The sequence below is a fragment of the Bordetella tumulicola genome, from assembly GCF_965138755.1.
Lineage (GTDB): Bacteria > Pseudomonadota > Gammaproteobacteria > Burkholderiales > Burkholderiaceae_B > Bordetella_A > Bordetella_A tumulicola.
This window is the reverse complement of the sequence record NZ_CBCSFP010000005.1, coordinates 137521-159535: the sequence shown is the minus strand read 5'-3', so window position 1 is coordinate 159535 and position 22015 is coordinate 137521. Positions and strand designations below refer to the sequence as shown.

20 protein-coding genes and 1 pseudogene are annotated in these 22015 nt (G+C 59.8%); 6 read left to right on the top strand and 15 right to left on the bottom strand.

Features of this window, described 5'->3' with window-relative positions; translation table 11 throughout:
• The first annotated feature begins 128 nt into the window (after window positions 1-128).
• The 3 genes and pseudogenes from ACNAZS_RS14920 to ACNAZS_RS14910 all read left to right on the top strand — a co-directional run.
• On the top strand, window positions 129-329 hold the full coding sequence (locus ACNAZS_RS14920) for a CsbD family protein (RefSeq protein WP_415790620.1): 201 nt from the start codon (window positions 129-131) through the stop codon (window positions 327-329).
• A gap of 43 nt (window positions 330-372) precedes the next feature.
• Window positions 373-537: a DUF1328 domain-containing protein gene (locus tag ACNAZS_RS14915; RefSeq protein ID WP_415790618.1), complete on the top strand. Its 165-nt coding sequence runs from the start codon at window positions 373-375 to the stop codon at window positions 535-537.
• Between the two features lie 72 nt (window positions 538-609).
• Window positions 610-948 (top strand): annotated as a pseudogene (locus ACNAZS_RS14910) (BON domain-containing protein); the annotation flags it as partial.
• 238 nt (window positions 949-1186) lie between these two features.
• Here ACNAZS_RS14910 and ACNAZS_RS14905 read toward each other — a convergent pair.
• From ACNAZS_RS14905 to ACNAZS_RS14865, 9 genes are all read right to left on the bottom strand, one after another.
• Complete coding sequence (locus ACNAZS_RS14905; RefSeq protein WP_415790616.1) at window positions 1187-2566, bottom strand: 4Fe-4S binding protein; 1380 nt, start codon at window positions 2564-2566, stop codon at window positions 1187-1189.
• A 58-nt stretch (window positions 2567-2624) separates the two neighbouring features.
• Complete coding sequence (locus tag ACNAZS_RS14900) at window positions 2625-3461, bottom strand: FTR1 family iron permease (RefSeq protein WP_415790614.1); 837 nt, start codon at window positions 3459-3461, stop codon at window positions 2625-2627.
• A gap of 12 nt (window positions 3462-3473) precedes the next feature.
• Window positions 3474-3833 carry a cupredoxin domain-containing protein gene (locus tag ACNAZS_RS14895; RefSeq protein ID WP_415790612.1) on the bottom strand — a complete coding sequence of 120 codons (360 nt, stop codon included), beginning with the start codon at window positions 3831-3833 and terminating at the stop codon, window positions 3474-3476.
• Window positions 3833-4369, bottom strand: coding sequence for an iron transporter (locus ACNAZS_RS14890; RefSeq protein ID WP_415790610.1), 537 nt, complete (start codon window positions 4367-4369; stop codon window positions 3833-3835). The genes ACNAZS_RS14895 and ACNAZS_RS14890 overlap by 1 nt, the downstream gene beginning before the upstream one ends.
• A 123-nt stretch (window positions 4370-4492) precedes the next feature.
• Window positions 4493-5065, bottom strand: a complete 573-nt coding sequence (gene phaR / locus ACNAZS_RS14885) for a polyhydroxyalkanoate synthesis repressor PhaR (protein ID WP_415790608.1) — start codon at window positions 5063-5065, stop codon at window positions 4493-4495.
• Between the two features lie 98 nt (window positions 5066-5163).
• Complete coding sequence (phbB, locus tag ACNAZS_RS14880) at window positions 5164-5901, bottom strand: acetoacetyl-CoA reductase (protein ID WP_415790606.1); 738 nt, start codon at window positions 5899-5901, stop codon at window positions 5164-5166.
• A gap of 74 nt (window positions 5902-5975) precedes the next feature.
• Window positions 5976-7598, bottom strand: a complete 1623-nt coding sequence (phaC, locus tag ACNAZS_RS14875) for a class I poly(R)-hydroxyalkanoic acid synthase (RefSeq protein WP_415790604.1) — start codon at window positions 7596-7598, stop codon at window positions 5976-5978.
• Window positions 7599-7740: 142 nt separating this feature from the next.
• Entirely contained in the window at window positions 7741-8526 is a 786-nt protein-coding gene (gene pgeF / locus ACNAZS_RS14870) for a peptidoglycan editing factor PgeF (protein ID WP_415790602.1), read from the bottom strand.
• Window positions 8514-9488, bottom strand: coding sequence for an RluA family pseudouridine synthase (locus ACNAZS_RS14865; protein ID WP_415790600.1), 975 nt, complete (start codon window positions 9486-9488; stop codon window positions 8514-8516). The genes pgeF and ACNAZS_RS14865 overlap by 13 nt, the downstream gene beginning before the upstream one ends.
• Window positions 9489-9590: 102 nt before the next feature.
• Between ACNAZS_RS14865 and ACNAZS_RS14860 the strand changes: the two genes are divergently transcribed.
• Window positions 9591-10391: an outer membrane protein assembly factor BamD gene (locus ACNAZS_RS14860; protein WP_415790924.1), complete on the top strand. Its 801-nt coding sequence runs from the start codon at window positions 9591-9593 to the stop codon at window positions 10389-10391.
• 54 nt (window positions 10392-10445) lie between these two features.
• Here ACNAZS_RS14860 and ACNAZS_RS14855 read toward each other — a convergent pair whose 3' ends face one another.
• Window positions 10446-12566 carry an ATP-dependent DNA helicase gene (locus ACNAZS_RS14855; protein ID WP_415790598.1) on the bottom strand — a complete coding sequence of 707 codons (2121 nt, stop codon included), beginning with the start codon at window positions 12564-12566 and terminating at the stop codon, window positions 10446-10448.
• 141 nt (window positions 12567-12707) lie between these two features.
• On the opposite strand from ACNAZS_RS14855, the gene tex reads away from it, so the two are divergent.
• Entirely contained in the window at window positions 12708-15101 is a 2394-nt protein-coding gene (gene tex / locus ACNAZS_RS14850; protein WP_415790596.1) for an RNA-binding transcriptional accessory protein Tex, read from the top strand.
• A 65-nt stretch (window positions 15102-15166) separates the two neighbouring features.
• Window positions 15167-16516, top strand: coding sequence for a tryptophan--tRNA ligase (locus ACNAZS_RS14845; protein WP_415790594.1), 1350 nt, complete (start codon window positions 15167-15169; stop codon window positions 16514-16516).
• Window positions 16517-16638: 122 nt separating this feature from the next.
• Here the strand turns inward: ACNAZS_RS14845 and ACNAZS_RS14840 are convergent, their stop codons facing one another.
• The 5 genes from ACNAZS_RS14840 to lpdA form a co-directional block, all read right to left on the bottom strand.
• Window positions 16639-16962, bottom strand: coding sequence for a DUF3325 domain-containing protein (locus ACNAZS_RS14840; protein ID WP_415790592.1), 324 nt, complete (start codon window positions 16960-16962; stop codon window positions 16639-16641).
• Window positions 16962-18647 carry a PepSY-associated TM helix domain-containing protein gene (locus tag ACNAZS_RS14835; RefSeq protein ID WP_415790590.1) on the bottom strand — a complete coding sequence of 562 codons (1686 nt, stop codon included), beginning with the start codon at window positions 18645-18647 and terminating at the stop codon, window positions 16962-16964. Before ACNAZS_RS14835 ends, ACNAZS_RS14840 begins: the two co-directional genes overlap by 1 nt.
• The gene (locus ACNAZS_RS14830; RefSeq protein WP_415790588.1) at window positions 18644-18949 is read right to left on the bottom strand and encodes a DUF3649 domain-containing protein; all 306 of its coding nucleotides are present in this window, start codon (window positions 18947-18949) and stop codon (window positions 18644-18646) included. Before ACNAZS_RS14830 ends, ACNAZS_RS14835 begins: the two co-directional genes overlap by 4 nt.
• 105 nt (window positions 18950-19054) lie before the next feature.
• Window positions 19055-20146 carry a cell division protein ZapE gene (gene zapE, locus ACNAZS_RS14825; RefSeq protein WP_415790586.1) on the bottom strand — a complete coding sequence of 364 codons (1092 nt, stop codon included), beginning with the start codon at window positions 20144-20146 and terminating at the stop codon, window positions 19055-19057.
• 82 nt (window positions 20147-20228) lie between these two features.
• Window positions 20229-21656 carry a dihydrolipoyl dehydrogenase gene (gene lpdA, locus ACNAZS_RS14820; protein WP_415790584.1) on the bottom strand — a complete coding sequence of 476 codons (1428 nt, stop codon included), beginning with the start codon at window positions 21654-21656 and terminating at the stop codon, window positions 20229-20231.
• Between the last annotated feature and the right edge of the window lie 359 nt (window positions 21657-22015).

Sequence of the window (22015 nt, the reverse complement as noted above, 5' to 3'; positions counted from 1 at the left end):
GGTATCACGCCCGCCTCTCTGCTGTAAACAAATCAAGACCTCAGTCGTTACATTTGTCTACAGCATCGTTTGACACTGTCCACGACCGCCCGTACGGTGATAACAGGCTCATCAACAAGGAGGTTCACATGAACAACGACATCGTTGCAGGAAAGTGGAAACAGTTGACGGGTAAAGCCAAGGCAGCGTGGGGCGAGCTGACCGATGATGAACTGACACGCGTTGAAGGTAACGCGGAACGTTTGACGGGCTTGATCCAAGAGCGTTACGGTAAGACACGAGAAGAGGCCGAAAAGGAAGTGCGTACTTTTTTCGACTCCAATCGCTAATCCTCGACTCCAATCGCTCATCGCGTAAAAGGAGGGATCCGAAATGCTGTACTACGCTGTTGTGTTTTTCGTCATCGCCATCATTGCTGCCGTATTAGGTTTCGGTGGTATCGCCGCCGGCGCGGCAGGGATCGCCAAGATTCTGTTCTTTGTATTCCTGATTCTGGCATTGCTGTCGATATTTAGTGGTGTATTCAGGAAGAAATAATCCGGGCGGCCCGTCACGGCGCCGCACGCCACCTAACCCACCGCGTCATCGCAACGTAGAAGGAGAATCTCTATGAACATGCGTAAACTGATCATTGCCACGGCCATCAGCACCGGTACCGTGCTCGGTACCGTCGGCACCGTGACGTACGCGGCTGAAACGGATACCAACAAGCAGTCCGTAGGCGAGTACGCATCGGATGCCATGATTACGACCAAAGTAAAAGCGGCATTCGTGGCAGACACCTCGCTCAGCGCGCTGGATATTTCGGTCGAAACACAAGACGGCAACGTTACGCTGACGGGTACGGTGGGCACTGATGCCGAAGTCAAGCAAGCGGCTGACACCGCGGGCGGTGTCGAGGGCGTCAAACAGGTGCAGAACAATCTCACCGTCGATCCGGCCAAGGCTGAACCAGCCAAGACCGATTCGACAACGACCGAGCCCATGACGAGCGAACCCGCCCCAACCCAAGCAAAGTAACGCGTATTAGCGCATTAAGTCAGTCTCAGTAAGTCAGTCTCAGTAAGTCAGTCTCNGNNCGCGGAAATGGCATATTTCCGCGNCCCGCTTTGATTGTGTCGCCACGAGCGTACATCGCACCGGGCTCAAGACCCGCCCCCGCACGAGTCGATCATCAAGCGCTTGATCACCACACCGCAAAAAACAGTACCCATGCGACGCAGAACGGTATCAAACCACTCGCCATCAACACCCACGCGACCAACTTGCGTAGCCCGGACACCGTACGTTGCGCCAGCAGCCGCCATCCCAAGCGCATCGACCAGCCGACGGCCAAGGTCAGCAAGGTAAAGCGCACGGGATCGGCCCAGCTCGTATTCAACCCCTCGTGTCCCAGCAAGGTAATCGTCGTGGCGGACAGGCCAAGAAATACGCCGATGCCTGCAGCGGGAATGAAGGCTTGCGCCAGTTTATGCACGCCAGCGAAACGTCCTCCCGACAGCTTGGCCGGCGCAACGAGATCGGCCAACCATAATCCGATCAGCGCCACACCGCCCACGCATACCGTACTGCCAACCACAAACAACAAAATACCTGCGCCATCCAACCACGAAAAGCTGTCGTTGAGTTCAGGGTAGTGGGTCAGGATGAACCACGGCGCGTTGTCCATCAACGGCCATAAGATGTCGCGTTCAACCAGCCACACAGCCGCCCATTGTTTTACCGTCACGAACCAGGGGCTGGCACTCCAGAGAAAAGCGCCGATCGCGATGCCCATCAAGCCAAAACAGATCAGCGCGGTTTGCCACGCATCACCGGTGGCCACGCGCACAATTTCTTCCTCGGGCGAACGAGGTGTCAAGGCAATCGCCCCCCGATAGCCGCTGCAACGTCCGCAGGCATGGCAATCGCCCGCGCCCTGCATATGACGCAGCGGTACCAGCGGCGCGCAGTTTATGGATTCGATACGAATGACGGGACGCCGCCAGGCCTCTTCGTCGACCTTGAAATGCCACGGCGCCAACTTGGCCAACAAATTGAACACACCATTGACCGGGCAAAGATATTTGCACCAGACGCGCTTGCTGCGACCATAACGCCAGCCAACGATCATGGCCGCGACGGTCGATCCCCCCAGCACGACCAGTACCGCCAAGGGATATTGATATACGCTGACCAGTTGGCCGTAAATGGTGGTCAAGCCAAATGCCACAAAGGGCCAACCGCCCCAACGCATCCATTTCGGGATGGCACGGCCCTGCCCATGTTCACTGGCCCATTCGGTCAACATGCCTTCCGGGCACAACCAGCCACACCAGGCTCGTCCCAACAACGGCATGGACACCAGCACGAAAGGCCACCATACGCCCCAGAACGCGAACTGCGCCACGATGGTTAAGTTGTTGAAGACGGACGCGGCATTGTCGGGAAGCGGCAACAAGACCGGCACAATCAACAGGAACGCATAAGCGCCGACAATGCCCCATTGCAGCTTGCGCAGCAGCGATGCGTGATCACGCAGAAAATCAGCGAAGCGAGTGGTATAGCGCCCGAGTGCGGCGGCCATGAATGAACCTTTAGTGCCATGGCCGGCATCAGCACCGACCCGTGTTGCTTGTTTCAGATCAGGCAGGAATGGGGGCTGGCTTGCGAGGCTGGTCTGCCCTGCGTAGCAAGGCCCACACCACGATCCAGTAGGCGACCCATAGCAAGACAGAGGTCAACGCCGGGTAAGCACGATAGCCGGCAAAATCCGCAAGTACTTTGCCCAGACCACTGCTATCGTCCAACAATGCGGAACTGTCCCAAACCGGATCAACCAGCGTCGGCAACACGCCCAGCGAAATCAGGCGATCCAGTCCGCCCACCAACAAAGCACTAGCCAGTAACAACAGCAAAATTTCAGTCAATCGGAAAAAGCGGCGCCAGGTAATCAGCTTGCCGCCCAGTTGCAACAGCCCAAACGTCAACAGCGCAATCGCAAAACCCGCGCTACCGGCCAGGGTGAGTTTCCAGATGTCGGCGCCCTGCACGGCGGACACGGTGCCATACAGAAACACGACGGTTTCACTGCCCTCGCGGGCGACGGCAATCATGACCAATATCAGCAGGCCCCACCAATTGTTGTCCGCTAAGGATGCGTTGGCCCCCGACTGCAACTCACTCTTGAGCGTACGGCCATGCGTCTTCATCCATACAATCATTTGCACGACCAGCGCGCACGCGGCCAATGACATGATGGCCTGGAACCACTCCTGGCCTTCGTCGCTCAGCCAGGACGAGACGCCCAACAACACCAGGGCGAGTGCCACCGCCAACGCCAAACCAGCGACAACGCCACCCCACAAGTAAGGCAGGCCGCGACGCCCTTCGGGCGCAGCACGCAGCCATGAATACAAAATGCCCACGACCAACAGGGCTTCGACGCTTTCACGCCAGACGATGAAAAGTACCTGTTCCATAAATATGCCGGATCAGTCCTTGGGAACGACCACCAGCGTGCCGCGCACGTCTTGATGGAAATCATCAAAGAACGGATATTCGCCCGGCCGCGAAATGGTGATGACAACGAAAGAGCTGACGCCTGGCCCCATGACTTTTTCTTTGCGCAAGGGGATGCTCTCGAACTCGACGGGTTCGTTGCTTTGATTAACGAGCTCGATCTTGAACCGCCCGGCAGGCACCTCAAGACGCGTAGGCTCAAAGGTGCCGTCTGATTTAAAGATCAGCTTGAAAACGGGCAGATCGGCCGCGCGCGTCATACCTGGCATGATGGCGGACAGACTGAGGCACAATGCCAGCGCCGTGGCCCCGACCGTACGGCCACGCACCATCAGTACCCACCCTTTTTACCGGTGCCGGCATAGACGAACTCGTAATCCAGTTCGAAGGGCTCGAACCACGGACCCACGCCGGTTTCCTTATCGATGTGGCGGCCGAAATGTGCGTCATGACCAGCCGTGGGCGGCAAGATGTTGTACTTCAGTTTGTACTTGCCGGGGCCTTCGAGCTTGACGTTGTCGCCATAGTGCGGGCCATCGTTGGCGACCATAGGCATAAAGGTGCCTTTTTGCACGTGCTCGCTGCCGACTTTCTGGATCTCGTAATTGACGACCAGATAGGGCACCCATTCGCCCTCGGGAAAACCGGTCTTGTTGTCAGCCATCGCGTGGATATCGGCCTCGAGGTGCACGTCGGAATCCTGTGCGGGCCGCATCATGCCGGCCGGGTCCATCTCGATGGGCTGCAGATACACTGCGCCGATCTCCATCCCCCCTTTTTCGGCTGGTTTACCGATGGGGTATTCGACGGCGATTGCCGAACCCGACAGTGCCAGGCCAGCGGCCAGCACCAAGACTTTTTTAAGCATGTGGCATCCCAAGTACAGTAAAAAACAAAACGGTTCTGTTAAACAAGAACCGTTTTCATTACTGTATCGTGGGTGCGCTGACAGAGGCCTGACGACTCTCTGACACGAACCTGAAGCAATCGGCTATTTGCGGCCGCTGCCACCCTGCCCGGGACCACCCGGCGTGAAAGGAAACGTGGAGAACATCGCGCGCGTTTGATCCTGCATCTGATCTTGCATCTGCACAAACAGATTTTTGCTTTGGTCAATATAGTTGTTCATCATGTTCTGCAGCATGGGGGTCTGGACATCCATAAACTGCGTCCAGGCCTCGGGGCCGAACTGACTGCCATACAGGCCTTTGGATTGCTCGGCCATGCGTTGCTGGATCTCCATGAACGCCTGGATGTTTTTTTCCAGGTACGAGCCCATGATGCCCTGCATGGCATGTCCATAAAAGCGAATGATCTGCGAGAGCATGTTCGACGAGAACATCGGCATGCCCCCGCTTTCTTCTTCGAGAATAATCTGCAGCAGGATACTGCGCGTCAAATCGTCGCCGCTCTTGGCGTCAATGACTTGAAATTCTTCGGTGGCCAACACCAGTTGTTTGACGTCAGCCAATGTAATGTAGGTACTGGTCTGCGTATCGTACAAACGACGGTTGGGGTACTTTTTAATCAGGCGCAGACTGGCGCCAGTTTGAGCTTGCGTCATGGTTGTCCCCGAGATCGGCTGATCTCTTTTAACTTTAAAGTATTCCTAGTGTAAGCCCGCCGGCCGAAAAGTCCGCAGACGTTCCGGCCGATCTGTCTTCAGCCCATGTGCAGGCCGCCATTGAGCGAAAAATCCGCCCCCGTCGAAAACCCCGATTCGTCAGAGGCCAGCCACGAGGTCATCGATGCGATTTCTTCGGGCGTACCGAGGCGGCGCACCGGAATCGTGGCGACGATTTTTTCCAGGACGTCGGGCCGGATGGCGCGGACCATGTCCGTGCCAATATAACCTGGCGAAATGGTGTTGACCGTCACGCCTTTGCTGGCGACCTCTTGGGCCAGGGCCATGGTAAAGCCGTGGATGCCGGCCTTCGCGGTCGAGTAGTTGGTCTGCCCGAACTGCCCTTTTTGCCCATTGACCGAGCTGATGTTGATAATGCGACCCCATTGGCGCTGGACCATGCCCTCGATGACTTGCTTGGTCACGTTGAACAAGCTGTTCAGGTTGGTATCGATCACGGCACGCCAATCATCGGCCGACATTTTGCGAAAGAGGCCATCGCGGGTAATCCCCGCATTGTTGACCAGCACGTCAACGGGCCCCAGCTCGTTGACGACGCGTTCAAACGCGTCCACCGTCGAATCCCAGTCGGACACATTGCCGACCGATGCATGGAAGGTATAGCCCTGAGCTGCCTGTTCGTCTATCCATTGTTGATAGTTGCGGCTGGGGCCGCAACCGGCGACCACGCGAAATCCGTCTTTAGCCAGCCGGCGGCAGATTGACGTGCCAATGCCGCCCATGCCACCCGTAACGTATGCCAGTTTCCCGCTCATTTGCCTTCCTCCTGCGCGCTGGGCGCGTCAATAACTGCGGCTGCTTGTTGCTTCATATTTGCAGGACTGTCTACTCAATCTGCCCGGACTTTTACATAGCTGCCCGGTGCCGGTTCGATAGGAGCATAGCGGGTATTACCGACGGACGTGCGTGCCTTGCGTTTTGCGCCAGCATGCCCGGCCAGCCAACGTGACCAATCAGGCCACCAACTTCCTGCGTGCTCTTGCGCATTCGCCAACCAGACACCAGGATCCCCCGGCAAGGCCGGATCCTCATTGACCCAGTAATTCCGTTTGCCTGCCTGCGGCGGATTGATCACGCCCGCAATGTGTCCCGACGCACCCAACACGAAACGCTGCGGCCCGCGCAGCAATTGCGTCGACGCATACGCGGACGTCCAGGGCACGATGTGATCATCACGCGAACCATATAGGTACGCGGGCATCTTCAGGCGTGTCAAATCCAGCGCGGTATCCCCGGCGCGTGCGCGACCGGGCACCTTGAGATTGTTTTCGAGATAGGTATTACGGAAATACCAGGTAAAGAAAGGTCCGGGTAAATTGGTGCTGTCGCCATTCCAGAATAAAAGATCAAACGCGGACGGCATTTGACCTTTGAGGTAGTTGCCGACGACGTAATTCCAGACGAGCTCATTGGGCCGCAAAAAAGAAAATGTCGTGGACAGGTCGCGACCGGGCATCAGCCCGCCCTGCCCGATTTGCTGGTCCCGCAGCAAGGCATGGGCCTCGTCGACAAAGACTTGCAGCACGCCGGTATCGTGAAAATCGAGAAGCGTCGTCAGCAGCGTCAATGACGCCACAGGTGTTTCGCCGCGCGCCTGCGCTAACGCCAGTGCCGACGCCAACATGGTGCCCCCGACGCAAAAACCCAAGGCGTTGACCTGAGGTTGATTGCTGATATCGCTGGCGATCTGCAAGGCCTTGAGGACACCCTCATCCAGATACTGGACCCAATTCGCCTGTTGCACGCCGTCCTGATCCGTGGAAAGCGGATTGCGCCACGACACCATGAAAACTGTCTGCCCTTGTTCGACCACATAGCGCACGAACGAGTTGGCGGGCTGCAAATCCAGAATGTAGTACTTGTTGATATTGGGCGGCACGATCACCAGCGGGCGCTCGTGCACGGTCGCCGTTTGCGGCGTGTACTGAATCAACTGGAATAGCGAATTCTGAAAAACAACCTGCCCAGGTGTGGTGGCAACGTTAGCGCCGATTTCAAACTGGCTGTCGTCGGTCTGGCTGATCCGGCCTTTGCGTATGTCGTTGGCCAGATTGGCCAGGCCATCGCTGAGCGCGCGACCCGCGGAATCGATCACGGCTTGTTGCGCGTCGGGATTGAAAGCCAGGAAATTAGAGGGCGATAGCGCATCGACCCATTGCATGATGGAAAAACGCAGACGATTGCGCAAGGGCTCGCCGACTTGGGCAGCATCGACCATCCGCGACAACACGCGGGCCGACAGCAGATAAGCATGCGCCATCAGCAGATGCTGAGGGCTGGCGGCCCAAGCCGCACCACGGAAACGGCGATCGGCTGGCGGCGCCAGTGTGCCGCGTTGGGCTTCGTCGCAGATGCGCTGCCACTCGCGCAAAAAGTCGGCCTGAATGTCTGCCAGCGCGTCCGGCGCCACGCTAACCGGAACAGGCCAAGCAGCGGAAATAGGGGCGTTCACTTCGACACCTTGTTATGGACAAAAGCAGGGGCATCATCATGGATATACCCTGCGGATTAACGGCGTGACATTACCGATGTTGCATTGCCCCCTGGTGACTGTCAATGCGGGTATACAAGGACTCGCGTTTATACGGAAAAACCTAGTCCCGCCACGCCAGCAGCGCCATACGACCGGTCGTGCCATCGCGCCGGTACGAAAAAAACCGCGCCGGATCAGAGACCGTGCACAGGCCGCAAGCATGGGCGTCCTCGACCCCCGCCCGACGCAGCCGCAACAGCGCCAGCGCAGGCAGATCGGCCAACCATTTACCGGAATGCTGCGGGCGCGGCGTAAAACACGCCAGCGCCGCCGGACCGTCTGCGGCAAAGGCGGCGAGCACGTCCTCTCCGACTTCAAAGTGATCCGGACCAATACCCGGGCCGATCCAGGCACGCCAGCCGCGCGCGGCGGGTGCTTTGGCGCGCAACTGCTGCAATGTGTTCTCCAGCACACCTCCCGCCAGTCCGCGCCAGCCCGCGTGCGCGGCGCCAACGACGGTGCCATCCAGATCGGTCATGATGACCGGTAAACAATCGGCCACCATAATGGCAAGCACCCGACTGCGCATCGCCGTCACGCTCGCGTCGACAGCCGGTTCAACCGGAAGTCCGTCCTGCGCCCCGGCAGAGAGGCTGCCCACACGATCGGCGTCAACTACCTCGGCGCCATGCACCTGGCGCAGCCATAAGGGATCGGCCGGCACCGCCGCACGTACGCGACGGCGATTTTCCCGCACTGTCTCGGGCACGTCATCCGCTCGTAGGCCCAGATTGAGCGTGTCATGCGGCGCAACGCCCACGCCGCCCGCACGCGTTGTACAAAAATACTGAACACCCGGCCATTGCGGGCCTGTGATGACGGGCAATCCGCCGATCAGTTGTTCCATTGTGTGGCTTCCTGCGCCTGGCGCATGTCGTTCGGCGGATCGGCACGAAAAGTGGCCTGCCCCCTGCCGCCCGGATCGTCAAAATGCAAGACGCGCGCATGCAGCATTTGCCGTGATGCGCCCGAGGCCGTCCGTCCGCCGTACAGCGTATCGGCGAGCAGTGGATGCCCCAGACTAGCCAGGTGCACGCGAATCTGATGCGTGCGGCCCGTTTCCAGGCGGCAAATGACTTCGGTGACGGGTTCGCCTGCCGGCGCGCGTCCCTGCCTCGAAGGAGAATAATGAGTAACAGCAGGTTTCGGCGCAATCGGGCGCTCGACGCTCATGCGCACGGGTACACGCGGGTCCCGGCCAATGGCGCGATCGACCGTGCCGGCGGCGGTGAACCAGCCGTGGGCCAACGCGATATATTCACGGCCCATGCTGCGTGCCTGCAATTGCCGCACCAAGTGCGTCTGCGCCAGGTCGTTGCGCGCGACGACCATCAGACCCGAGGTGTCCTTGTCCAGACGATGAACAATGCCGGCGCGTGCTACCCGGGAGAGCTCCGGATAGCGGTGCAATAGCCCATTGAGCAAGGTGCCGTGCCAATTGCCCGCGCCAGGATGGGTCACCAGCCCCGCGGGCTTGTTCACGACAATCCAGTCGGGGCTTTCGTCGACAACGCCGAATTCGACGGGCTCCGGGGTAAACGCCAGGCTTTCGGGCGCGGGCTGCTCCCAGACTGTCAGTACGTCACCCGGGCCTACGACCTGGCGGATCTTGGCGGCGCCGCCGTTGACCTGCACCCAGCCAGCCTCGATCCAGCCCTGCAGGCGGTTGCGGGAATGCCCGTCGAGCAGCGCCGCCAGGACCTTATCCAGGCGGTCGGCGCGCGTGCCGGGCGGTACAGTAATACACTGAGGTTCGTCATCCGCTGAAAGGTCAGCGCCATCAACGGCAGGGGCGTCTATATGGGACATGAAGCAAAATCATATAATTCAGCGTGCCATCCTAACACCAAGGAATTGAATCTCGTGATTTTCCGCACTGCAGCCCTCTCAAACCGTCTCAGTCTGCGCGCCCTGCTCCTGCGCTTGGCCGTGGCGTTGTCTGTCACTCTGGCTGTCGCAGGTTGCAGCGGCACCGACACAAAATACGACAAGACCGCTGGTTGGAGCGCCGAACAGTTGTACTCCGACGCCAAGGCCGAAATGGATGCCGGCGGGTGGGGCGACGCCCGCGATCGCCTCACCGCGATTGAAAGTCGCTACCCGTTTGGCGTGTACGCCCAGCAAGCGCTGATCGACCTGGCCTACGTCAACTGGAAAGACGGCGAAAACGAACAGGCGTTGGCGGCGATCGACCGTTTTCAGCAGATGTACCCCAACCACCCGGGAACCGATTACATGCTGTACCTGGAAGGGTTGATCAACTTTACCCCTGCCAGTGCCTTCATGAGCAATCTGACGGGCCAGGATCCGGCTGAACGCGATCCCAAGGGTCTGCGCGCGTCCTACGAAGCGTTCAATGAGTTGATTAAACGTTTCCCCGAGAGCAAATACACCCCCGACGCCCAGCAGCGTCTGACGTGGCTGGTCAATGCAATTGCGATGAACGAAGTCCACGTCGCGCGCTACTACTACGAGCGTGGCGCCTATGTGGCGGCGGTGAACCGCGCACAGACCGTGATTACTGACTTCGAAGGCGCCCCCGCCGCGGAAAACGCCCTGGTCATCATGTCCGCCTCGTATGACAAGCTCGGCATGGCCGACCTCAAGAACGACGCTGATCGAGTGCTGAAGACCAACTATCCCGACGGCACTGTCACCGAAAACGAATTGCTGACCGATAAGAGCTGGTGGAATCCGTTCTCGTGGAAGTAAGGCCGTTGTCCCGGACTTAAACGATGTGCCGCCCACTGGGCGGCACATTGCATTTCAGCCCTCGCCTTGTTCGCGACGGGCGTAAAACGCCAGCACTTCGTTCAGATCCCGGGTGCGGGAAAAGGGAGGCAATCCGCGCCACAGACGCTTGCCATAGGGCTTCTCGACCAGGCGCGCATCACCCACCATCAATACGCCCCAATCGCGCTCGGTACGAATCAGGCGCCCGGCCCCCTGCTTCAGGGAGATCGCCGCCTCGGGCAATTGGTATTCGGCAAAGGGGTTCCCGCCCCGTGAGCGGCAGGCACGCAACCGGGCTTCGATCACGGGATCATCAGGTGGCGCAAAAGGCAGCTTGTCGATGGCCACGAGGGTGAGCACATCGCCGGGCAAATCGATCCCCTCCCAGAACGTCGCACTCCCCACGAGGACGGGATGATCGAGTTTGCAAAAACGGTCCAGCAAATCGCCTCGCGTCGCATCGCCCTGCTTGAGCAGGGGCCATTCATAGCCCTGATCTTCAAACGCCTCGGCCAGCAAGGTGGCGACGCGATCAACGGCACGCAAGGTCGTGCACAAGACCAGCGCCCCCCCTGGGCTGGCCGCCAGCAAGGGGATCAACGTCTGTACAAAGCGTTCGACAAAGCGCGGCGACTGCGGCTCGGGCATATCGCGCGGGACAAACAGCAGCCCGTGCTGGGTGTAATCGAACGGGGATTCCCAGCGCCCGGTACGCGCGTCATCCAACCCCAACTGGCGGGTGTAGTACTCGAAGTCGGCCTGCACCGACAACGTCGCCGACGTGAGGATCCAGGCTTGTCCGGGTTTGCGGAACCGGGAAAAGGCCTGCGCGACAGATAACGGGGCTGAATGCAGCCGTATGTGATGCAGCCCGTGCTCTACCCAGCGCACCGCGGGCCCGGTGAACAAACTCGCCGCAGCGGCGCCTTGTAGCAGCGCCTGCGCGGTTGAGGGACCATCATCGGCATCCTGGACGGACGCGTCATCTGCGGTCCCTGCCAGGGCGTGCGTGTCTTTTCCCCAACCCTCTTCCGTCAGTGCCTTGACACGATCCGACCCGTCTCGTCCGGGCGTTGCCCAGCGCGCGAGACGCAGTGCGATGTCGGCGCCACTGCGAGCGACTGCGGCCAGGTCAGGGTGTTTTTCCGCCACGCCGGCCAAGGCCCGCGTCGCCGCCTCGATCGCCTCACGCAGGGCAGCCAGCGCGATGTCGAATTGCTCGGCGTCGGGCATGGCCTCAAAGGTCGCCTTGCGTCCCGGTAGTTGATCCAGCGCCGCACAGGATAAGCGCAACTCGCGAGCGGCGGTCTCCACGTGCCGGCTGACGTCGGCCCATTTGGCCGCCTCGCGCGCGTAGGCCAGGCCGGCGACCTCGAGGGCACGGCCAAAATCCAGCAACTGATGGGTTGACACGCTGCTGCCTAAAAAGCGCGTCGCAGTGTCGGGCAACTGATGCGCCTCGTCAAAGATCACCGTGTCGGCCTCGGGGAGCAAGTCGGTTACGCCTTCTTCGCGCAGCACCAGATCCGCCATGAACAGGGCGTGATTGACCACCACCACGTCGGCATCCTGGGCCTGTCGCCGGGCTTTGATCACAAAGCAATCCCGAATACGGGGACACTCTTGGCCCAGGCAATTTTCACGGGTGGACGTGACGCGCTGCCAGATATCGGCGTCCTCGGGGATTTTGCCCAGATCGGCACGGTCGCCTGTTTTGGAGATCCCGGCAAAGATCTGAATCTGGCGCAGTTGGGATATTTCGCTGCGGGACTTCAGCGCGCGCTCGTCGCCCTGCAGGCGATCCAGGTGATAGTGACAGACATAATTGCTACGTCCCTTGAGCAAGGCAGCAGTGACGGGCGCGGCCAGGGCGGCGCGCACGCGTGGCAAATCGCGGGCAAACAACTGGTCCTGCAGGGTACGCGTGCCCGTCGATATGACGACTTTTCCGCCTGCCACCATCGCCGGGACGAGATACGCCCAGGTTTTACCGATGCCGGTCCCGGCCTCGGCCACCAGGGTGGCGCGATCGGTAATGGCTTGGCCAATCGCCTGCGCCAACTCGACCTGGGCCGGGCGAGGGGTATAGCCCGGCAACGCCGTGGCCAAAGGGCCGTCAGCGGCGAAAAACTCGGAAATATCCAGATCTAGCATCAATGAAGTCAGGCGGTAAATTGGCCCAAATGATACCCCGAGCACCCTGGGGCGCGTGCTCGAAATAGCCCAGTCAACAACAGCGTGTCGCCACCTTGTGGCAAAATCCGCCCCTTGATTTCCCTTTGCAGCCGTATCGAGATGCCTGAAACTTCTGCCACCACGAGTACTGCGCCCAGCGTCGACCAAGCCCGTATCCTTGCCCAGCTTGCTACCGAACTGAATAGTCGCCCTTCCCAAATCGCCGCCGCGATTGATCTGCTGGATGACGGCGCCACCGTGCCGTTTATCGCACGCTATCGCAAAGAAGCCACCGGAGGCCTGGACGATACGGTGTTGCGTAATCTGGAAGTCCGGTTGGGCTATCTGCGCGAGCTCGAAGAGCGACGCGGCGCCATTCTGGAATCCATCACGCAACAGGGCAAGCTCACGCCCGAGTTGCAACAGGAAATTTCCACCGCCGAGACGAAACAGCGTCTGGAAGACTTGTACGCCCCGTACAAGCCCAAGCGCCGCACGCGCGCCCAGATCGCACGCGAAGCCGGCCTGGAACCCCTGGCGGATGCCATCTTGGCCGATCAGGCCTGCGATCCTGCCGTTCTAGCCGAGCAATACCTCAATCCCGAAGCCTCGATCAACGATACCAAGGCCGCCCTGGATGGCGCTCGCGACATTCTGGCCGAACGCTTTGCCGAAAATGCCGACTTGCTGGCGGACATGCGCGAGCATTTGTGGTCCACGGGCCTGCTGTACGCCAAGGTCGCCGAAGGCAAGGAAACCGAAGGCGCCAATTTCCGCGACTGGTTCGATTTCAACGAACCGCTGCGCACCCTGCCCTCACATCGCATTCTGGCGCTGCTGCGCGGTCGCCAACAGGGTATCCTGGAACTGCGCCTCGGCATCGACACCGAACTGGAAGCCCAGACTCCGCATCCCTGCGTCGCACGCATCGCCGGCTTTTTGAAACTGGGCAATGGCTTGTTTGCGCTGGATGCGTCGCCACGTGCCCGTTGGCTGGGCGAGGTTTGCCGCTGGACGTGGCGCGTCAAGCTCTTGACCGCCTTCGAAAGCGAATTGATTAGCCGTCTGCGCGAGGCCGGCGAAACCGAAGCCATCCGCGTCTTTGCTGCCAACCTGAAGGACTTGTTGCTGGCGGCGCCGGCAGGCCCCAAAAACGTGCTGGGGCTCGATCCGGGCATTCGTACCGGCTGCAAGGTCGCCGTCATCGACAGCACCGGTAAGGTCGTTGATACGACGACCGTGTACCCCTTCGAGCCGCGTCGCGACCGCGAAGGCACGATCGCTACGCTGGCCGCGCTGGTCGCGCGTCACAATGTCGAACTGATAGCCATCGGTAACGGTACCGCTTCACGCGAAAGCGAAAAGCTGGTGGGCGATATGATGACCCAGTTCCCCGACCTGAAAGTCACGCGCGTGGTAGTCTCCGAAGCCGGAGCCTCGGTGTATTCCGCCTCCGAAACCGCCGCTCTGGAGTTCCCCGACCTGGATGTCACGTTGCGCGGCGCGGTCTCGATTGCACGCCGCCTTCAGGACCCGCTGGCCGAGTTGGTCAAGATCGACGCCAAAGCCATTGGCGTGGGCCAGTACCAACACGATGTCAACCAGCGCGAGCTGGCGCGGTCGCTGGACGCCGTCGTCGAGGATTGCGTGAACGCCGTGGGCGTCGATGTCAACACTGCCTCGGCCGCCCTGTTGGCGCGGGTATCCGGGCTGAACTCGCTACTGGCCAAAAACATCGTGTCCTGGCGCGACGAAAACGGGGCCTTCCCCACGCGCGAACTGCTGCGCAAGGTGCCCCGTTTCGGTGACAAGGCCTTCGAACAGGCCGCCGGCTTTCTGCGCATTCCCCAGGGCGACAACCCGCTGGATGCCTCTGCGGTGCACCCCGAGGCCTACCCCGTGGTCGAGCGCATCGTGGCCAAGATCAAGGCCGACGTCCAGCAAATCATCGGTCAACGCGATGCCCTGAAAGGCATTTCGCCCGCTGACTTTACCGACGAGCGTTTCGGTTTGCCGACCGTGCGAGACATTTTCGCCGAGCTGGAAAAACCGGGCCGTGATCCGCGTCCGGAGTTCAAAACCGCCCAGTTCAAAGAAGGCGTCGAAACACTCAACGATCTGTACCCCGGCATGGTGCTTGAGGGTGTCGTGACCAACGTGGCCAATTTTGGCGCGTTTGTGGACATCGGCGTGCACCAGGATGGCCTGGTGCATATTTCGGCATTGGCCGAAAAATTCGTCAAAGATCCGCGCGACGTCGTACGCGTGGGCCAAACCGTCAGCGTGAAAGTGCTCGAGGTCGATGCGGCACGCAAGCGCGTTGCCTTGACGATGCGTTTGAATGACACAGCTCAAGCCGCCCAACCGTCCCGTCGTACCGGCAGCGAGGCGCCTCGTAGTGGTGGTGGTGCACGCGGCACAGGTGGTGGTCGTCGCCCTCAAGGCGATGCTGGCCGCAATAGCGAACCGCGCAACAGCGCCATGGCCGACGCGTTCTCCAAGCTCAAGCGCTGACGTTTAACGCCAGCGCGCTACACTGGACCCCTTCCAAAAACGCTTTTTTGCCCTCGCCCCCGCTCATGAGTACCCGCGTCCTTACCGGCATCACCACGACTGGCACCCCTCACCTTGGCAACTATGCCGGGGCTATCCGGCCCGCCATTGCGACCAGCACCCAGTCGAACACCGATGCGTTCTACTTCATGGCGGACTATCACGCACTGATCAAGTGCGACGATCCGGCCCGCGTTGCGCGCTCACGACTTGAGATCGCGGCGACGTGGCTGGCGGGCGGTCTGGACCCCGAGCGCGCGACCTTCTACCGACAGTCGGACATCCCCGAGATCCCCGAGCTGTGCTGGATACTGACCTGCGTCACGGCCAAAGGCCTGATGAACCGGGCACATGCCTACAAAGCCTCGGTCGACCAAAATACTGCCAAAGGCGTCGAGCCCGACGACGGCATCACGATGGGTTTGTTTTCCTATCCCGTGTTGATGGCGGCCGATATCCTGATGTTCAACGCCAACAAAGTGCCTGTGGGGCGCGACCAGGTCCAGCACCTGGAAATGGCGCGAGATATCGCACAGCGGTTTAACCATCTGTACGGGCGCGAGTACTTTGTGCTTCCCGAAGTCGTGATCGAGGAATCGGTCGCCACCCTGCCGGGTCTGGACGGGCGCAAGATGTCCAAGAGCTACAACAACACCATTCCCCTCTTCGAGGGCGATGCCGCCTCGCTGCGCGCGGCAGTCATGCGCATCGTGACGGACTCACGTCAGCCGGGCGAGCCCAAAGACCCGGATAGCTCGCACCTGTATACCCTGTATCGCGCCTTTGCCGCACCTGAGGAGGCCGCGGCGTTCCGCGAGCAACTCGAGGCCGGTATCGGCTGGGGTGATGCCAAGCAAGCCCTCTATGAGCGCCTGGAACGCGATATCGCTCCGATGCGTGAGCACTATCAAGCCCTGATGGCCCATCCCGAACGCATCGAAGACATTCTGCAGGCAGGCGCACAAAAGGCCCGTACGCTCGCAACACCGTTTATGGCGGAATTGCGCGACGCCGTCGGGCTGCGTCGACAAGTCGCCGTGCCAGCCACCACCAAGGCGTCGGGCAAAAAACCAGGCAAGGCAGCGCGCTTTGTCAGTTTTCGCGATGATGACGGTAAATTCCGTTTCCGTCTGCTGGGCACGGATGGCCAAGAGCTCTTGCTATCACGCAGCTTTGACAATCCGAAAGAGGCCGGTGCGCTCATGCAACGCCTGCAATCCGGCAGCGGCCTGGACGGCCTCCAAATCGACGGCCTGAGCTACAACATCGTGGTAGATGGACAAACCGTTGCTCAAGGCCCAACCAGTACCGATGACATGCAACGGGACACGCTGGTGGCACAAGTTCGCCAGGGATTGACTGCCCTCGCGGGATAACGGCCATACCGGCGCGATACGCCAGCGCGTTGCAATGCCGTTGGCAACGCGCCTGCAACGCCTGCACGACCCGTCACAACACAACGGACTTTACGCAAAGGCTCCCAAAACAGGAGCCTTTGTCACACCCACGCGAGCACGGGCGCCGCGACTGCGCATAGGCCGCCGGCCGCGAGCGCCGGCGCCGGTCGATAGCTCACAAACCAGATCAGCGTCAGGCCGGCCAGGGTGAGAATGCCGATCCATTCCACCGTTCCGTAGGACCATCCCCACACGTTCGCCGAAGCGAATAGCGACAGCGCCAGGGCGACCCAACCGAACACCCGCAAGGGGGTTCGATGCTGCCTTGGCAATTCCCGGTCGAACACCGCCTCATAGTGGCGGTCCATACCAAGACACAGCGCGGCAAAACCTGCGTAAGCCAGACAAAAAGCGGCAATACCCATCACGAAGTGACCTCCTTGATTGAACAGCTGCCGTTCATGGATTCCACGACCGGTTTACGAATCGTATCGACGGCTTGGTATCTGGACGGTTGACGGTCAGCCGGTGTCGAACGCGTCAACGCCGTTATGCTTTTTCGATAGGCCTTGTGCGCCTTGTGTGCCATCCAGGCCATCAACACGCCCCAGGCCAGGGCCGTCAGATCAAATCCGGCCATGATCCAATCTCCCGCCGGCAAAGACACCCCCAAATGACGCGTCGTCGTCACTGCATTGAGCACCGGCAACGCCAGTGCCAGTGCGGTTGCCAAGGACAGCAAATCACGCCACATCCTTGCGCGAAACGCGAAGGCATACAGGAAACTTAGCCCCCACGCGATGAAGAACGCCCGCGTCTCCCAAGTCGCGCGGCCCGCCAACTCAGCCGGCACCAGTCTGTTTGCCCAAAAGTACACACCGATGGCGACACACAGGCCCGCGATGGCACCGGCATTCAACGCGTCGACCAAGCGCAGCGAGAACTTTTCTTGTGCGGCGTTCCCGGCCTTTTGCCGGCGTTTGGCAACCCACAGCATCAACCCCGTGCCCACCATGGCCGTACCGGCCAGACTCACGAGGAAGTACAACCAACGCAGCATCGGCTCCGCAAAGAAACCCAGGTGCAAACCAATGATCGTATTGGCCGTCGTCACAGCGGCGCCATCGCCATCATGCCGCGACAGCAACGCGCCATCTGCGCCGTTGAATTGAATACTCGGCCCGCCGCGAGCATACGACACCCGTTCGCTCGGATCACGCTGCACTGACACCATGGCGCCTTCTTTGCCTGGCTTGATCACCGTCACCCCACCGGCTGTGCCACCTTGCCACAGGGCTTCAGCCTGCGTGACCAGGCTGCCCAACGGCAGTAACGGCGCCGACTCCGTACCGGCTGCCGCCTGTGTCAACGACGGAAAGCGCTCATTAAAATAGCTCTGTGGATTGTCATACGCCGCCGAAATGCCCGCAGGCAACACCATGGCCACGAAGAGCAGCACACCACTAAATGTGATCATCAAATGAAACGGTAAACCCAACACCGACAGCGCGTTGTGCCCGTCCATCCAGGCGCGTTGCCCGCCTTTGGCGGGGCGAAATGTAAAGAAATCCTTGAAGATTTTCTTGTGTGTGATGATGCCGCTGATAATCGCCACCAGCATGAACATCCCCGCGATAGTAGCCAGCCATCGTCCCCAGGGGTTCGCGATCTCCAGTTCGAAGTGAAAGCGATAAAGAAAATCGCCACCCCGCGTTTCACGAGCCTGGACAGCCTGTCCCGTCGCGGGATCTAACATAACCCGCTTAAAAGGTCGGGTACCTGGAGCCGGCTTGGCAACGCGGTAAATCAACCTCACATACGGCTCACGTGCAGTCGGTAGAGTGATGAACCAACGCTCGGAGTCCGATGCATGCTTAGCCAAATAACGCTGTGCCATATCGGCGGCTTGCGCCGAGGACAACACCTGCGGCTGTGCAGGTAGCTCGGGGCGCATCCAACTCGTGATCTCGGGCCGAAAAAACGCCAACGTACCTGTCAGAAACATGGCAAACAACACCCAGCCCAGCACCAGCCCGGACCAAGTATGCAACCAGGACATCGCCTGCCGCAAGCCCTCGCCCTGCGTCTGGGAAGATTGGGCCGCCTTCATGCCAGCCCCGCCAGTTTGCCCATGCCGTACAGGCCTGCTAACACGGTGGTCGGTATCACGATACCGAACCAGGCTCTCCAGGTATTGCGTGCCGCAAACACCCACATGACACCCACCGCATAGATCACAAACGCCAACATGCTGGCCATGACAACGGCCTCCACACGTGCCATGGGCAGCCAAATCGCCAAGCAGGCGGCCGTCGCCGAGGCTAGCGCATACCCGCCAAATATCGCTGCAACAGAGCGGGAAGCCACCGCCCATCGATAGCGCGTCAAGCCGGCACCCGGAATAGGTTTCACTGCTAATCCTGAAAATTCTAGTAATGCGAATTATAAGCATTACTAGAATAAATTATCTATCGAGGCGATAGGTAATTCATCTGTCCACGCGGTACGGTGCCCGCCCTACAGGCCCACTGTCATGCGTCGCTCGGACTCCAGGTACTCTCGCGACTGCATTTCCAGAATACGCGACACCGTCCGATGGAACTCGTTGGCTAGCGCGCCCTGGGTATAGAGCTCCTCGGGCGCACACTCAGCCGACATGATCAGCTTGATCTTGTGGTCATAAAACACGTCGATCAACCACGTAAAGCGACGCGCCTCGGAGGCCTGCCGCGGCCCCATGCGCGGCACGTCCGACAAAATTACCGCATGAAATCGGCTCGCCAGTTCCAGATAATCGTTTTGCGAACGCGGGCCGCCACAAAGCGTCGCGAAATCAAACCACACCACCGATCCCGCCAACTGCTGCGCGCGAATTTCACGATGTTCGATATGCAAAACAGGCTCTTGAGGGGGCGTATCGGCCAGTCGATCAAACGCATCCTGCAACGCCGTCTTGGCCACCTCATCAAGCGGCGAGTGATAACACTGCACCTGCTCCAACGAACGGCGCCGATAGTCGATCCCCGCATCAACGTTCAGGACATCCATGCGCTTTTGAATCAGATCAATCGCCGGCAAGATCCGATCACGATGCAAGCCATCCGGATACAGCGTCGACGGCTCATAGTTGGACGTCATGACAAACGACGTCCCATACTCAAATAACTTCAGCAGCAGCCGATACAAAATCATCGCATCGGCTACGTCGGACACGTGAAACTCATCAAAGCAAATCAAGCGATAGCGCTTGGCCACACGGCGCGCCACCTCATCCAGCGGATCTTGCATCCCCTTGACGTTTTCCAACTCGCGGTGCACACCGCGAATGAACTCATGAAAATGCAAACGCGTTTTGCGCACCACCGGCACCGTGGCATAAAACGCATCCATCAAAAAACTCTTGCCACGTCCCACCCCGCCCCACAGGTACACGCCGCGAGGCACATCGGGCCGATTCAACAGCTTCTTTAGCGCATTCGAACGCAAAGACCTGAAACGCACCCAATCATCGTAATAAGCCTGCAATCGATCAATAGCCTGCTTTTGCGCCACGTCAGGTTGATAACCCCGTTCCGCCAGGGATTGTTCGTAATATTCACGGACGTTCATGTCGCACCAGCAAACCTAAAATAGAAAAAAGACGGGCGCCAGGCATCTACATACCTGGCGCCCGTCGGCGTCTCGCTCAGAATCAGAAATTCAGCGCGCGCTTGTCAACGGCCAACGCCGCCTCTTTCACCGCCTCGGACAAGGTCGGATGAGCGTGGCAAATACGCGCAATATCCTCGGCCGCACCACGGAACTCCATGATCGTCACGGCTTCGGAAATCAGCTCCGATGCCATCGGGCCAACAATATGCACGCCCAAGACCTCATCCGTCTTGGCGTCCGCAATCACCTTGGCAAAGCCCGTCGTATCACCCAACGCACGTGCACGGCCGTTCGCCATGAACGGGAAGCTGCCCGCCTTGTACTCGCGGCCTTCGGCCTTGAGTTGCTGTTCGGTCTTGCCGACCCAGGCAATTTCCGGCGAGGTATAGATCACCCACGGAATCGTCGCAAAATTCACATGGCCATGCTGACCCGCAATACGCTCGGCCACCGCCACACCTTCCTCTTCGGCCTTGTGCGCCAACATCGGGCCACGCACCACATCACCCACCGCCCACACATTCGGCAAATTGGTCTTGCAGTCGCCGTCAACCTCGACAAAGCCGCGCTCATCCAGCTTCAGGCCCACGCCATCGGCATTCAGACCACCGGTGTAGGGCACACGACCGATCGACACAATCAGCTTGTCCACCACCAGCTTTTGCTCGCCGCCCTTGGCATCCACATAAGGCACCGTCACCGACTTCGCCGTCGCCTTGATCTCGCCGATCTTCACGCCCATCTGGACATCCAGGCCCTGCTTCGTGAAGGCCTTCAGCGCTTCCTTGGCCACCTGCTGATCCGCCGCGGCCAGGAACTCGGGCATGGCTTCCAAAATCGTGACTTCCGCACCCAGACGACGCCACACGCTGCCCATTTCCAGGCCAATCACCCCTGCGCCAATCACGCCGAGCTTCTTCGGCACAGCAGCGATATTCAGTGCGCCATCATTGGACAACACGACCTTTTCATCAAACGGCAGACCCGGCAACTCACGCGCCGACGAACCCGTCGCCACCACAACATGCTTGGCGACCAGATCTTCTTCGGACGTGCCGCTGACCTTGATCCCATAACCCCCCTCCACCTGGCCAGCAAACGCGCCCGTGCCATGGAAGAAAGTGACCTTGTTCTTCTTGAACAAATACAAAATACCGTCGTTATTCTGCTTAACCACCGTATTCTTGCGGCCAACCAGCGTATCGAGCTTCAGGCTCACACCCTTGAGCTCAATACCATGCTCGGCAAAATGGTGATTAGCCTGCTCAAAATGTTCTGACGACTGCAGCAACGCCTTGGACGGAATGCAACCCACGTTCGTGCAAGTGCCACCAGGCGCAGGGCCACCCTGGCCGTTCTGCCAAGCGTCAACGCAAGCCACCGACAACCCCAGCTGCGCAGCGCGAATAGCCGCGATGTACCCGCCTGGGCCGGCACCGATGACGACGACGTCAAATTGTTTAGACATAATGATCTCGAAAATTGGGATTTAAAGAAGCGCCAGCCGACGCAAAGATGTCTGATCTAAGCAAACCATCGGAACGACCCCACGATAAGGCACAAAAAACACCCTGCACCTTCGACGTACCCGCGCCAACGTACTGTGATCGTGAAACGACGCCTCAACAGCAAAGCGAACGTCGTCACGGCAAGGCACGAGCGCCAGCGATGTGCCNGGGTCAAAGGGCTTCGGTGTGGCGGGCCCGTTGAGGCCGCCGAGGGCTACCGAAGGATGGCGGGGGGCAGTCGGCTGGGCATGTTTGAGCGTAGCGTAGCGAAGCGAGTTTGCCCAGCCGCCTCGCCTGACGAGGTAGGCAACGGGAAGTG

Bases quoted from the DNA above. Each gene is read 5' to 3' on its own strand.
- ACNAZS_RS14920 (WP_415790620.1), top strand. From the start codon at position 129: ATGAACAACGACATCGTTGCAGGAAAGTGGAAACAGTTGACGGGTAAA.
- ACNAZS_RS14915 (WP_415790618.1), top strand. From the start codon at position 373: ATGCTGTACTACGCTGTTGTGTTTTTCGTCATCGCCATCATTGCTGCC.
- ACNAZS_RS14905 (WP_415790616.1), bottom strand. From the start codon at position 2,566: ATGGCCGCCGCACTCGGGCGCTATACCACTCGCTTCGCTGATTTTCTG.
- ACNAZS_RS14900 (WP_415790614.1), bottom strand. From the start codon at position 3,461: ATGGAACAGGTACTTTTCATCGTCTGGCGTGAAAGCGTCGAAGCCCTG.
- ACNAZS_RS14895 (WP_415790612.1), bottom strand. From the start codon at position 3,833: ATGGTGCGTGGCCGTACGGTCGGGGCCACGGCGCTGGCATTGTGCCTC.
- ACNAZS_RS14890 (WP_415790610.1), bottom strand. From the start codon at position 4,369: ATGCTTAAAAAAGTCTTGGTGCTGGCCGCTGGCCTGGCACTGTCGGGT.
- phaR (WP_415790608.1), bottom strand. From the start codon at position 5,065: ATGACGCAAGCTCAAACTGGCGCCAGTCTGCGCCTGATTAAAAAGTAC.
- phbB (WP_415790606.1), bottom strand. From the start codon at position 5,901: ATGAGCGGGAAACTGGCATACGTTACGGGTGGCATGGGCGGCATTGGC.
- pgeF (WP_415790602.1), bottom strand. From the start codon at position 8,526: ATGGAACAACTGATCGGCGGATTGCCCGTCATCACAGGCCCGCAATGG.
- ACNAZS_RS14865 (WP_415790600.1), bottom strand. From the start codon at position 9,488: ATGTCCCATATAGACGCCCCTGCCGTTGATGGCGCTGACCTTTCAGCG.
- ACNAZS_RS14855 (WP_415790598.1), bottom strand. From the start codon at position 12,566: ATGCTAGATCTGGATATTTCCGAGTTTTTCGCCGCTGACGGCCCTTTG.
- tex (WP_415790596.1), top strand. From the start codon at position 12,708: ATGCCTGAAACTTCTGCCACCACGAGTACTGCGCCCAGCGTCGACCAA.
- ACNAZS_RS14845 (WP_415790594.1), top strand. From the start codon at position 15,167: ATGAGTACCCGCGTCCTTACCGGCATCACCACGACTGGCACCCCTCAC.
- ACNAZS_RS14840 (WP_415790592.1), bottom strand. From the start codon at position 16,962: ATGGGTATTGCCGCTTTTTGTCTGGCTTACGCAGGTTTTGCCGCGCTG.
- ACNAZS_RS14835 (WP_415790590.1), bottom strand. From the start codon at position 18,647: ATGAAGGCGGCCCAATCTTCCCAGACGCAGGGCGAGGGCTTGCGGCAG.
- zapE (WP_415790586.1), bottom strand. From the start codon at position 20,146: ATGAACGTCCGTGAATATTACGAACAATCCCTGGCGGAACGGGGTTAT.
- lpdA (WP_415790584.1), bottom strand. From the start codon at position 21,656: ATGTCTAAACAATTTGACGTCGTCGTCATCGGTGCCGGCCCAGGCGGG.